The organism is Larkinella knui (assembly GCF_003858645.1).
In the GTDB taxonomy this organism is placed as follows: Bacteria; Bacteroidota; Bacteroidia; order Cytophagales; family Spirosomataceae; genus Larkinella; species Larkinella knui.
The window spans coordinates 434269-447234 of record NZ_RQJP01000005.1; the positions used below are offsets into that span (position 1 = coordinate 434269).

The 12966-nt window shown below is 51.3% G+C and carries 11 protein-coding genes; 9 read left to right on the forward strand and 2 right to left on the reverse strand.

Annotated features, from left to right (window positions below; all coding sequences use genetic code 11):
- Positions 1–151 precede the first annotated feature (151 nt).
- A complete protein-coding gene (locus EHT87_RS24100) occupies positions 152–1468 on the forward strand; it encodes an aminotransferase class V-fold PLP-dependent enzyme (protein WP_124909227.1) in 1317 nt (438 codons plus the stop codon).
- Positions 1469–1729: 261 nt separating this feature from the next.
- The gene (locus tag EHT87_RS24105; protein WP_124909228.1) at positions 1730–3265 is read left to right on the forward strand and encodes a sensor histidine kinase; all 1536 of its coding nucleotides are present in this window, start codon (positions 1730–1732) and stop codon (positions 3263–3265) included.
- A 44-nt stretch (positions 3266–3309) separates the two neighbouring features.
- On the opposite strand, the gene EHT87_RS31885 is transcribed toward EHT87_RS24105, so the two are convergent.
- Complete coding sequence (locus EHT87_RS31885) at positions 3310–3807, reverse strand: SdpI family protein (RefSeq protein WP_124909229.1); 498 nt, start codon at positions 3805–3807, stop codon at positions 3310–3312.
- On the opposite strand from EHT87_RS31885, the gene EHT87_RS24115 reads away from it, so the two are divergent.
- Positions 3748–4440 carry a LytR/AlgR family response regulator transcription factor gene (locus tag EHT87_RS24115; RefSeq protein ID WP_124909230.1) on the forward strand — a complete coding sequence of 231 codons (693 nt, stop codon included), beginning with the start codon at positions 3748–3750 and terminating at the stop codon, positions 4438–4440. The two genes, EHT87_RS31885 and EHT87_RS24115, sit on opposite strands and share 60 nt — an antisense overlap.
- Positions 4441–4449: 9 nt before the next feature.
- Here the strand turns inward: EHT87_RS24115 and EHT87_RS24120 are convergent, their stop codons facing one another.
- Entirely contained in the window at positions 4450–4884 is a 435-nt protein-coding gene (locus tag EHT87_RS24120; protein WP_124909231.1) for an OsmC family protein, read from the reverse strand.
- Between the two features lie 188 nt (positions 4885–5072).
- Here EHT87_RS24120 and EHT87_RS24125 point away from each other — a divergent pair, with 188 nt between their 5' ends.
- The 6 genes from EHT87_RS24125 (at position 5073) to EHT87_RS24150 (ending at position 12966) form a co-directional block, all read left to right on the forward strand.
- Positions 5073–5816 carry a hypothetical protein gene (locus EHT87_RS24125; RefSeq protein WP_310587571.1) on the forward strand — a complete coding sequence of 248 codons (744 nt, stop codon included), beginning with the start codon at positions 5073–5075 and terminating at the stop codon, positions 5814–5816.
- Between the two features lie 161 nt (positions 5817–5977).
- Entirely contained in the window at positions 5978–6856 is an 879-nt protein-coding gene (gene lipA / locus EHT87_RS24130) for a lipoyl synthase (RefSeq protein ID WP_124909233.1), read from the forward strand.
- 109 nt (positions 6857–6965) lie between these two features.
- Positions 6966–8126, forward strand: coding sequence for a lycopene cyclase family protein (locus EHT87_RS24135; protein WP_124909234.1), 1161 nt, complete (start codon positions 6966–6968; stop codon positions 8124–8126).
- A gap of 231 nt (positions 8127–8357) precedes the next feature.
- Positions 8358–10892, forward strand: coding sequence for a DUF7133 domain-containing protein (locus EHT87_RS24140; protein WP_124909235.1), 2535 nt, complete (start codon positions 8358–8360; stop codon positions 10890–10892).
- A 51-nt stretch (positions 10893–10943) separates the two neighbouring features.
- Complete coding sequence (locus EHT87_RS24145) at positions 10944–12002, forward strand: sugar phosphate isomerase/epimerase family protein (protein WP_124909236.1); 1059 nt, start codon at positions 10944–10946, stop codon at positions 12000–12002.
- 178 nt (positions 12003–12180) lie between these two features.
- Complete coding sequence (locus EHT87_RS24150) at positions 12181–12966, forward strand: SDR family NAD(P)-dependent oxidoreductase (protein ID WP_124909237.1); 786 nt, start codon at positions 12181–12183, stop codon at positions 12964–12966.

The window sequence follows — 12966 nt, forward strand, 5'->3', positions numbered from 1 at the left end:
CGCCAGACATTAGCTATTCCCTGTTTGGCGGAATTGTGCAGAATAAAATTTAGAGATTCTGGTATTTTTAGTAGGTTTTATTTGGCGTTGATAGCGTTATGGCAATTTTATTTCTATCTTGTGCTATAAACGCCATAGTCCCTCCTGAGCCATGTCTACCCGTCGCACGTTCTTCCGCCAACTCGGCGCAGCCGCCACTACGCCACTGGTTTTGCCCGATTTTCTGACCGAGGCTAACCGGTCGGTTTTTCAGCGGCTTCAACACACCGCCAGCAGCCCGCAGCAGATCGCACAGGATGAAGATTTCTGGTCATGGATCAAAGCCGAATACACGGTTTCGCCGAACATTCTGAATCTGAACAACGGCGGGGTTAGCCCGCAGCCCAAACTGGTTCAGGATGCACACATCCGGTTTTACCAGTATTGCAACGAAGCCCCGAGCTACTACATGTGGCGAATTCTGGATCAGGGCCGGGAGTCGCTGCGCGCCAAACTGGCGGATTTGTCGGGCTGCTCGCCGGACGAACTGGCCATCAACCGCAATGCGACGGAAGGTTTGAATACGGTTATTTTTGGGCTGACCCTAAAACCGGGCGACGAAGTGATTCTGGCCAAGCAGGATTATCCGAACATGATAAATGCCTGGAAACAGCGGGAAAAACGGGACGGCATCAAACTCGTCTGGCTCGACCTGAAACTGCCTTCCGAAAATGAAGAGGAACTGGTTCGGCACTACGTCAGTGCGTTTACCAGCAAAACCAAAGTCGTTCATACGACCCACGTCGTTAACTGGAGCGGTCAGATCATGCCGGTTCGTAAAATTGCGGATGCCGCTCACAAGCAGGGAATTGAGGTGATTTGCGACGGAGCCCACAGCTTTGCCCATCTGGAATATAAAATTCCGGATCTGGGATGCGATTACTACGCAACCAGCCTGCACAAATGGCTCTGTGCGCCGTTCGGTAGCGGAATGATGTATGTCCGGAAAGATAAAATCAGGAACATCTGGGCCTTGTTATCCAGTCCTGAGCCCGACGGAGCCGACATCCGCAAATTTGAGTCGCTCGGCACCCGCTCCTTTGCTGCGGAAATGGCCATCGGCACGGCGGTGGATTTTCACCTGAGCATCGGCTCAGCCCGGAAATTTGCGCGACTGCATTATCTGAAAAACTACTGGGCCGAAAAAGTGAAGGACATTTCCGGTGTCAACTTATTCACGTCCCTAAAACCCGAATTTGCCGGTGCCCTGGCCGTTGTCGGCATCACCGGTATGAAGGGACCCGAGCTGGAAAGCGAGCTGTTGGGAACGTACAAAATCCACACCACACCGATCACACTCGGCCCCATCGACGGCGTTCGGGTGACGCCCCACGTCTACACAACGCCCAAAGAACTGGATCGGCTGGTGGTGGCCATTACGGAACTGGCGGGAAAACAGAATCTGGCGACGAAACAAAAGAAGAGTTAGTCCTGACCCGCCGGATCGATTCAGTAGGGAAATAACCGAGCGTTTCAAAACGGTGATGCAGGCCGTCAATTACGTTGAAAAAAACGGCTGGGAAGTGGTTTCCTTCCAGACAACTCACACGGACAGCGGTTCCTACACTAAATTCATCTATTTACTGTTTTTTGAATCAGTCCTTCGTTTACCCCTTTTTTCTGCGGGTTCACCCCATTTCATCCCTATACTGCCTTTCCCGGCCTAGCTTTGTTCAAAAACAAGTCAACTATGCGGGATTTAGCGGGTATACGACGCTTTGAATTGTGGTTCGCCGTGGGAGCGGCCTTCGTTTACGTGGTTCGGCGGTTGAATGAAGAAGTTCACCGGATTGATCGAATGATCGACCTGGCTGAAAAAAACCGGGTTCCTTCGGCTATCATCTGGCGGGATCTGGCCGGGTATAACCATACGATCAACAACAATTTTCCGCTCATTGCCGGGGTGTTGTTTTTTCTGGCAGCCTGGTACGTTTTTCATTACCTCACCCTTCCGAACTGGAACAACAACGATACCGATGAGAAAATACGGTTATATGCCGGATTGAGCGTTTTACTGGTCGTGAGCAGCGTAACCGTTTACTATTTTTCCAAACTTCAGGTTCATTTCCGGCAGGACGATGCGAGGGCCATTATCGGGTTGAAAGTCTATTCGTTATACCGGAAACGGAATGTGCTGGCCGATGCCATCGGCCTGGGTATTTTCCTGGTTGCGTACGAACTGCTTTGCCAGTTAGGCTATTACCTGCACCGAAAAGCCCGCCAGGATTTCCGGTTTATCAGCTACCTGGTTTGGGTACCTTTATACGGTTTTTTAGTGATTTTTGTCCTGGCAGCCACCCTGCCCGAAACGCTCTGGCAAAGCCCGTTTCGCGAAATACTGCTTATGCTGGCCATTCCGATCCAGGTCTACATTCTTCAGGCTTATGTGTATACGGCAGTACTGCCGTACATCCGGAGTTTCCGCACGGCGGATTTTCTGGGCCGTTGGCTGGTCGGTTTGCTACTCTGGATCCTGCTCAGTGCCATGGTCTGGGGTGCCCGAACGTATTTCCGGTATCCTGATTCGGGGCTTAACAACGCGCTGGCGTTGCTGACCCTGTTGGGGGCGGTTATTATTGCCCTGCTGCGCCGGACCTCGGTGAAAGAGAAAGTAGCGTTGCAAACCGAGGTTTCCCAAACATCCGCCGAACTGGCGGGGCTGCAATCCCAGATCAATCCGCACTTTTTGTTCAACGCCCTCAACAGCCTCTATGCCACGGCTTTAAAAGAAAACAGCGAAAAAACCGCCGACGGTATTCAGAAACTGGGAGACATGATGCGGTTTATGTTGCAGGAAAATAACCGGGACCGCATTTCGCTGCCCAAAGAAGTGGAATACCTGCGGAATTACATCGATCTCCAGCGGATGCGGCTGGATGAAACCCACGGTATTGAGATCCGGGTGACGATTCAGGAGCCCGACCGCGACGTGTCCATTGCGCCCATGATGCTGCTGCCTTTTGTCGAAAATGCCTTCAAACACGGGATCAGTTTGCGAAATCCGTCCTGGATTTTCATTACCTTGACGCTGGATAACTCAACCATTTACTTTAAAGTACACAATTCACTCCATCCGGGACCGACCAACGACCCGGAGAAAGAACATTCCGGTATTGGCCTGGAAAATGTTAAAAAACGGCTGGAGCTGATTTATCCCGGCCGGTATACGCTGGCGATTCAGGCGTCGGAACAGGATTACTTTATTGCACTAACCATTCGATTTTGAAGGTAACCGGCATCCCTTCCGTAATCTATTCGTATCGTTACTGATTACTTTTTTCTATTTCCTGAGCTGTCAAAAATGGCATTTAACTTTAATTCGGCCAGGATGATACTGAGTAAGATTAGTAACGAAAGTAAAAACATTGTAATCAGGAAGAAATTCTTTAAATTATAAAATACATGAATTAGTCCGTCTCTTCGTAAAACCAATAAGGTTATGGATAAAATAATAGAATAGATACTAATTAAATTTAAAATATATTTTGAAGCAAATCCATTGGCCGTCGTCCATGTGTCACCATTAATCATAGAAAGTCTGGTTCGATAACCATACCATAGATTGATCTTTTTCGGTGGGTAAAAATAATAAAGCAAAGACCCTATTAACATAATTAATGGTGGGAAATAGAAAACAATTAACCACTTCATGTTTATACAATTTAAAAACCGATATTTGAAATCCCGATCACCATTAGTGTACCGCACATGGTAACTGCCATCGCTATCGACGACGAACCGCAGGCTTTGGAAGTCGTACGGCTGCATGCCGCCAAAGTGCCTTTTCTCGACCTGAAGGCCGGTTTTACGGATGCTTTCGAGGCCATTCCGTTTCTGCAACAGAACAAAATCGACCTGATTTTTCTGGATATAAAAATGCCGGATATATCGGGAATCGACTTTGTCAAATGCCTGCCAACGGTGCCGATGATCGTCTTTACAACGGCTTATTCCGATTATGCCGTTCAGGGATTTGAACTCGATGCGATCGATTATCTGCTAAAACCATTCCCGCTGGCCCGCTTTCTGAAATCCTGTAACAAAGCGCTGGACCATAAGAATTTGCGGGATGGTAGTGGCGAGGAGTTTATTTTTGTAAAAACCGGCTACGAAGAAGAAAAAGTGTGGCTCGATGATATTTTATACCTGGAATCGGATGGGAATTATGTAACGTTTGTTCTCAAAAACCGAAAACTACTGAGCCGGCAAACCATGTCCGACAGTCTGCGGATGCTGCCCGAAAATCAGTTTATCCGCATTCACCGTTCATACAGTATTTCGTTCCGGAAAATTGAGAAAATTGCCCGGAACGAAATCACCATTGCCCATTTTAAAATTCCGGTTGGCGCGTCCTATGAAGACAGACTAACGGAAATTCGGGCGCGGCTTTCGAAAAATTAAGCCAGGCCGTTAAGCCCCAACCTGTACTGATTCTTGCCATTCAAACCGGATTACCTGCTCCAGATCCGGGTGCAGGCTAAGCGCCACGGGACACGTGTGGGCGGTATGCTCCATTTTAGCCCGAAATGTGTCTGAATACGCTTCCGACGGCGGCATCATAATATCGATTTCGATGCGGACAATGCGCCGGGGTGCGTCTTTCGACATCACTTTGGTGATCGTCAGTTCCCCGTTTATCAGCTCAATACCTTCGCGCCGGGCCACAATTCCCATCGTGGTAATGATGCAACTTCCCAACGAAGCCGCCACCAGATCAGTGGGTGAGAACGCTTCGCCTTTTCCCATGTTATCGGTGGGGGCGTCGGTAATGATGCGGGTACCGGATTGCAGGTGAATGGCTTCCGTCCGTAAATCGCCTAAATAAGTAGTTTGTATCGTGGGCATGGTACCAAAAGATAAAATCCGGTTCGTATAAACTGTCAAATGAAAAATATAAATTGCTTCACGCAACCAACCCATGGTTCAGACCGTTACTCATGGGAGCGAAGGAGTTAGGGCCGACACCAACACTAATTTCGTAGTGTCAAAGTAAACTGTTATTTTTATCGTTACAAAAGTTTTCCATCACGACCGTGTCACGAGTTTTACAGATAGTATCCATCATGGGCTTGCTGCTGACCGCTTGCAGTGCGCAGGCTCAGACCGCCGACACCGATGAAGATAAGTATACGACCGTTACCACCTATGGCGTAACGACCAATACCAACTCCGGCATTTTAGGCGGTTTTGTTTTTCGGCATTCGAAGGCTTTACCAACCTTGTTTCAGGGCAAACGGCAGTTTCGTTATTTTGCCGTCGAACTGGTCAATGTGAAGCATCCCAAAGAAGTGCAGTCGCAGACGCCCTATTCCGGCGCGCGGTATGTGTACAATAAGCAGAATTATCTGTTTGTCGTTCGTCCGCAATACGGTCGCGAAATTTCGCTTTTTACCCGCACGGCAGATGAGGGCATCGCGATCAACGGCATTCTGGCCGTTGGGCCGTCCCTCGGAATTATAAAACCCTACTACGTGCAGTATACAACCCGACCGGGTGTGGTGGATACGCGTCCGTTCGACCCCAGTTTACAGCCGGAGCTGATTGTTGGTGCCGGGAGTTTTTTTCAGGGGTTTGATAAATCGAAACTAACGCTTGGCCTGAATTTTAAAGCCGCCGTTGCCTTCGAACTGAGTGCTTTCCGGAATAACATGACCGGTTTGGAAATTGGCTTTCTGGCCGAAGCATTTTCCAAACAGGTTATTATTATGAATGATACTAATAATCGCAGCGTTTATACTTCAGGTTTCGTAACGCTGTTTTTCGGAAACAAGAAATAAAAAGAGGCAGGAGAAAAAGTTACCAAAAAACCGTTGCTTTTTCTCCTGTTTCCAGGCTTCTCTTCCGCCATTCCGTCGGCTATTCCTTTTTCCTTTCCTCCGTATTCCCGAACTTTACTTCCCGAAAATCCATTGTGTAAAAAACTGGATTGAGGTTTGCTATGATTGAACTTCCCGTAATTCCCTCCGAAAATCAGCGAAAGAAACGCCCCGACTGGCTGCGGGTGAAACTGCCCATTGGCCCGGAATATGCTAAAGTCCGTACATTAGTCGATACCCATAAATTACATACCATTTGTGAAAGCGGCAATTGCCCCAACATGGGCGAGTGCTGGGGAGCCGGCACGGCAACCTTCATGATTCTGGGCAACGTCTGCACGCGTAGCTGTACGTTTTGTGCCGTGGCAACGGGCCGCCCCAACGAATACGATACCGACGAACCCCGGCGTGTGGCGGAAGCCATCCTGCTGATGAAAGTTAAACACGCCGTTATTACGTCGGTCAATCGCGATGAATTGAAAGACCGGGGTGCCGAAATCTGGTACCAGACCGTTCGGGCCGTGAAGGAAGTGTCGCCCACTACCACCATTGAAACGCTGATTCCGGATACGAAAGGTAATTGGGACGCGTTGATCCGGATGATTGAAGCCGGACAGGAAGTGGTTTCGCACAACATGGAAACCGTCGAACGGCTCTATCGTCGCGTGCGGCCGCAGGCCCGGTATGAACGCAGTCTGGAGCAAATTCGCCGTACCAAAGACTACGGTCAGCGCACCAAATCGGGCATTATGCTCGGGCTGGGCGAAACCGTCGACGAAGTGCTGAAGGCGATGGATGACCTGGTCGAGCACGGGTTGGACATTCTGACACTGGGGCAGTATCTGCAACCGACCAAAATGCACCACGAAGTAATCGAGTGGATTCATCCCGAAACCTTTGCCATGTATCGCGAAGAAGGGCTGAAACGCGGGCTGAAATACGTCGAGTCAGGCCCCCTGGTTCGTTCATCGTACCACGCCGAGCGGCATGTGAATGTATAATTAGAAAGAAAAGAGACACCAGGACGAAGGGAGAAAGGGAAAAGAGGTTTTTGAGCCTTTTTCCCTTTCTCCCTTTTTCCTTTCCGGCTTTTTCGCTTTCTTGTTCTGAATGAAAAAATACGACTTCATCATCGCGGGAGGAGGAATGGCTGGGTTGAGCCTGGCGTATTACCTGAGCCTGTCACCGCTGCGCGACCGTTCCATCCTGATTCTCGATAAAGAAACCAAAGACCGGAATGATCGGACGTGGTGCTTCTGGGAGGATAAAGACGGGCCTTTTGAGTCGATTTTATTTCGAAAATGGAACACCGTCGGTTTTTTCGGAACCACATTTAACGGATTGCTCGACATCGGTGATTACCAGTATAAAATGTTGCGGGGCAGTGATTTCTATGCTTTCGTGAAGAATCACCTCGCCCAGTTTCCTTCCATCGAGTTCCGGCAGGTTACCATCAATCGGGTGAAAGACACGCCACAGGGCGGTTTTGTCATTGCCGACGATGAGCCCTACATCGCTAACTATGTATTTGACAGCACATATTTACTGAAGCTGAACCGCTCTGAAAATCACAATCTGCTGCAGCATTTCAAAGGCTGGACGATTGTGGCCGAAAAGCCGTGCTTCGATGTTAGCAAACCCTGCATGATGGATTTTCGGGTTGAGCAGCACGGCGACTGCCGGTTTTTATACGTCCTGCCGTTCGACGAGCGGACGGCTTTGGTAGAATATACCGTTTTCAACGATGCGCTTTTACCGGACGAGTACTACGAAACCGCTCTGCGCAGCTATATCGACCGGTTTTTAGATACCGGAACGTATACGGTTCAGGAAACCGAGTTTGGCATTATTCCGATGTCGGACGAACTGACCAAAGAACGGCCGGGGAAGCATGTGGTCCGGATCGGGACGGCCGGCGGCTACACGAAGCCATCGACCGGTTATACCTTTCAGCGGACGCAGCGGTATTTGTACGAAATCGTTCAGAATCTGGTTATTACCGGAAAACCCAAACGCCGTAAACCGTGGTTACGGCGCGTTTTCAAGCGGTTTCTGGACAGTGTGCTCCTGAATGTGCTGCAAAACCATCGTCACCCGGCCGACGATATTTTTACCAGATTGTATCAAAACAACCCTCCAGCCCAGATTTTTCGATTTCTGGACGAAGACACCACCTTTGCCGAGGACCTCAAAATCATGACGACGGTGCCGCTGGGCGCCTTTACCATTGCGGCTCTGGACGTTTTTCGGAAACGAATTTTTCGCGTGTAATCCGGATGTAAACGGTTGAACCCAACCCGGCTCAGGAGATCAGGGAGGCTTTTTTGCTACCAGAATCCGTTCGTTGCGCGGCCAGTACGTCCGGATTGGCGTCACATCAGGAACCTTAATTTCCTTTCAGAAATCACTTGAAAACTTACAATAATCGTTGGTTCCGACGACGTTGATGAGTAGTATTCTACAAAAAATTCTTTATTATGTAATAATGACAAATAGCGTCTCATGGTTAAGCGCATTTACCTACTTTATCTGCTTGGTGCCGGTCTGCTGGGCCTGCTTAGCTTTATAACGACGCGCGAGGAAGGCCCGTCGCCCGTCCGAACGCCCGCCGAAGAATTGGCCACATTTCAAATCGAGCCGGGTTTGAAGGCCCAGCTGGTTGCGGCTGAACCGATGGTTCAGGATCCGGTTGTAATCACCTTCGATGAAGACGGTCGGCTCTGGGTGGTCGAAATGCGGGGATTCATGCCCAACATGGACGGCACGGGTGAAGATAAGCGGGTTGGTCGCATCTCGGTGCTGGAAGATACGAACGGCGATGGTCAGATGGACGTCAGCAAAATTTACCTGGATAGCCTGGTGATGCCCCGGGCCATTGCCCTGGTTCCGGGCGGGGCGCTGGTGGCTGAGAATGGCGCTTTGTGGATGACAAAAGACCTCAACGGCGATTTGAAGGCCGATACAAAAACCATGATTGATCCGAACTATGCGGGTAGCGGACTGCCCGAACACGCCGGAAATGGACTCTGGCGCAGCATGGATAACTGGTATTACAACGCCAAATCGCGCCTTCGCTATCGCCTGAACGACGGAAAATGGGAGCGCGACAGCACGGAATTCCGGGGTCAGTGGGGCATCAGTCATGACGATGAAGGTCGCCTGTATTACAACTACAACTGGTCACAGCTCCACGCCGATCTGGTGCCGCCCAATTACCTTTCGCGGAACAAAAACCACACACCCACCACCGGAATCGACCATGGTTTGACCATCGACCGCCGGGTGTATCCGATCCGGCCCAATCCGGCCGTCAACCGGGGCTACATTCCCGGAACGCTCGATAAAGAAGGACACTTGCTGGAATTTACCGCGGCCTGTTCACCGCTGGTCTACCGCGGAAAGGCGTTACCGGCGGATTATTACGGCAATGTGTTCGTTTGTGAACCCGCCGGTAATTTGATCAAGCGCAACCGGGTGGAAGATAAAGGGCTGATCCTGAACGCGCAGGACCCACATCCCGGCAAAGAATTTCTGGCTTCGACCGACGAGCGATTCCGCCCGGTTCACCAGGCCACCGGTCCCGACGGTGCGCTCTACATCGCGGATATGTACCGGGGACTGATTCAGCACAAGGCCTACGTGACGCCGTATTTGCGGGGACAGACGATCAACCGGGGGCTGGTCATGCCCATCAACCGGGGCCGGATCTGGCGGATTGTGCCCGAAAACTGGAAGCCGGCAAAACCGGTTAAATTGTCAAAAGCATCCTCCAAAGAACTGATTCGTGACTTGTCGAACCCCGACGGCTGGCACCGTGATATGGCGCAGCGGCTGCTGGTGGAGCGGAATGATAAAACGGTGCGCCAGCCGCTGACCGATCTGGCCCTGAAAGGCGATAACCCGTTGGGGCGGTTTCATGCTTTATGGACGCTGGATGGGCTAAAGTTGAGCAATCCTGATCTGCTTTTTAGTCTGGTAACCGACCCCAATGCACTCGTTAAAACCACTGCCCTGCGGTTGCTGGAACCACTAGCTAAAACGGATAAAACCATTCGGGTAAAACTGGAACAGCAACTTTTGAAAGCCTGGGAAAAAGCGCCCATCGAGCAGATCCTTCAGATGACGTTTACGGCCGGTATTCTCGAACCGGGCGCTTCTCATCCACTTCTGGCCGGTATTGTAAACCGGTATGGAAACACGGCTTTGATTCGGGATGCGGCACTCAGCAGCTTGTACAATCAGGAATTCGCCTTTTTGCAAACCGTTCTGAAAGAGCCCCAATGGCAGACACATGAGCCTTCGAAGGAGATCTTTCTGGAAATGCTCACGACGTCCATTGTCCGGAAAAGAAACCCGGCCGAACTGGCGGCTTTGCTGACGATGCTGGATAAAGAAGCGTTGGGCTGGCAGGAAAAAGCCGTACTTACCAGTCTGTCGATTCAGGGCAATACGACGAAAAAACCGATTAAACTGGCCTCCGCGCCCGCCATTCTGGCCCGTTCCGACGCAAAAATCGAACCTTCGCGCCTGGAAGGGTTAGCCTCGCTGTTTGAATGGCCGGGACATACCGCCGTTCGAAGTACGCCCAAGAAGAATCCGTTGAGCGACGACGAGCAAAAACTGTTTGCTTCGGGCCGACAGCTGTACCTGAGCACCTGCTCGGGCTGCCACGGCACGGATGGCGCTGGTTTGAACCGGTTCGGACCGCCCCTGATTGGCTCAGACTGGGTGTTAGGTGATGAAAAACGCCTGGCGCTCATTCTCTTACACGGGATGGAAGGGCCGGTTGAAGTCGCCAACAAAGTGTATAATGTGCCGGATATTTTGCCGGTTATGCCCGCGCATTCGACGATGGATGATGCTTCTCTCACCTCCATTTTGATGTATATCCGCAACGAATGGGGCAATAATGCCGGTCCGATTGGCCGCAGAACCGTCGGGATGACCCGGGTTACGTCGCAGGGGCGCGTGGTGCCCTGGACGGCCAAAGAATTGAACAGCTATATGCTGGAAGCCAAAGCATCGGGCGGGAAATAGATTTTTGCCAAAACGATATCCGATTCAGACGATTTCAAACCCGTAATCAGAATGGACAGACGAGAATTTTTACAAAAATCGAGTGCCGGTTTTCTGGCGCTCTCGTTGCCCAAAATACCGGCATTTTTGAAAGGCGTGCCGATGGGAATTGTGGTACATTCGTACGGAAGTCGCTATCAGTCGAAAACGGAAAGTAAAAAGTATCCCGGTTTTGCCAATGCGCTCGATCTGATCGATCATTGTAAGGAAATTGGCGCGGGGGGCGTGCAGACGGTCGTGCGGGACTGGTCGGCGGATTTTGCCAAAAAAGTCCGTGATGAGCGGGAAAAGACGGGGCTGTATCTGGAAGGGTCCATTGGATTGCCCAAAAAAACCGACCAGGTGGCGGCTTTTGAGCAGGACGTCATCAACGCGAAGGAAGCCGGGGCTACGGTGCTGCGGACAGTCTGTTCGAGTGGACGGCGCTACGAAACCTATCATTCCAACGACGAGTGGCAGGCTCTGAAGAAAAATGCACTGGTTTCGTTGCAGTTGGCGGAGCCCGTTCTTCGGAAACACAAAGTCAAACTGGCGGTCGAGAACCACAAAGACTGGCGGGCGGGCGAACTGGTCGAAATCCTGAAACAGATGAACAGTGAGTGGATCGGTGTGACGCTGGATTTTGGCAACAGCATTGCCCTGCTCGAAGACCCGATGGAAGTGGTTCAGACGTTGTCGCCTTACGTGTTCACGACGCACGTGAAAGACATGGGCGTTGCCGCGTATCCGGATGGGTTTCTGCTGTCGGAAGTTCCGCTCGGCAAAGGCATTCTGGACCTGCCCAAAATGGTGGCACTCTGTAAAAAACACAACCCGGCCGTGACGTTCAATCTGGAAATGATCACCCGCGATCCGCTGGAAATACCGTGTCGTAAAGAAGAGTATTGGGCGACTTTCGGCGGAATACCGCGGGAGGATATGACCCGGACGCTCCGCATGGTCAAGGAACATTCGTACAAAGCCGGTCTGCCAACCGTGGCCCAGCTGACGCCCGAAGACCGGCTGGCCGCTGAGGAGAATAATATCCTTTCCTGCCTTTCGTACAGTACTACCAGGCTGGGGCTTAACTAGCCTCTGGTATCCTATAAGCCAGGCCTTTACCCCGGAGGGGGTAATCCAGGCCAAAGATTTCCAAGCCCCGGCGGGGCGTCCTGAAGACTCCGCCAGGTGCCAATTTTAAATTCAACCACTGGCCCGTCTGGGGTCAGGTGGTCCATATCCTGTGATTCGCCGATAGAAAAACACCACCATGCCGAACGAAATACTACCAGGAATTAAGCAATTTGATTTAAGCGGAAAAGCCGCCATCATCACCGGCGGGTCCAAAGGGCTGGGTTTCGCAATGGCTGCCGGACTCGCTTCGGCGGGTGCCAATGTGATGCTGGTAAACCGGAATGCGGAAGAAGGCAAGAAAGCTGCGGAGGAACTTAGCCAGGATTTTGGGGTCGAAGCCCGTTCCTTTAGCGCTGATATTACCAATCAGCCACAAACAGAAGCCATGGCTCAGGCGGCTATCGACGCTTTCGGGCGTATCGATATTCTGATCAACAGCGCCGGAATCAACATCCGGGGACCCATCGACGAACTGACGCTGGAAGATTTCAACCAGGTGATGACGGCCAATGTAACGGGCACCTGGCTTTGTTGCCGGGCCGTTACGCCGTTCATGAAAAAAGCCGGCAGGGGAAGCATCATCAACCTGGCCAGCACGCTGGGCATTGTCGGATTGGCCAACCGAACGCCGTATACATCCAGCAAAGGTGCGGTTGTTCAGATGACCCGCGCACTCGCTCTGGAGCTGGCGTCGTTCAACATTACCGTCAACGCCATTTGTCCGGGGCCGTTCCTGACGGATATGAATGTGCCGATTGCCGATACGGAAGAAGGCAAGAAATTTGTCGTGGGAGCCACCGCGCTGGGCCGTTGGGGTCATTTGCGGGAGATTCAGGGAGCCGCGATTTTTCTTGCCAGCGATGCCGCCACGTATATGGTTGGCTCTATGCTCACCGTCGATGGCGGCTGGACAGCGAAATAG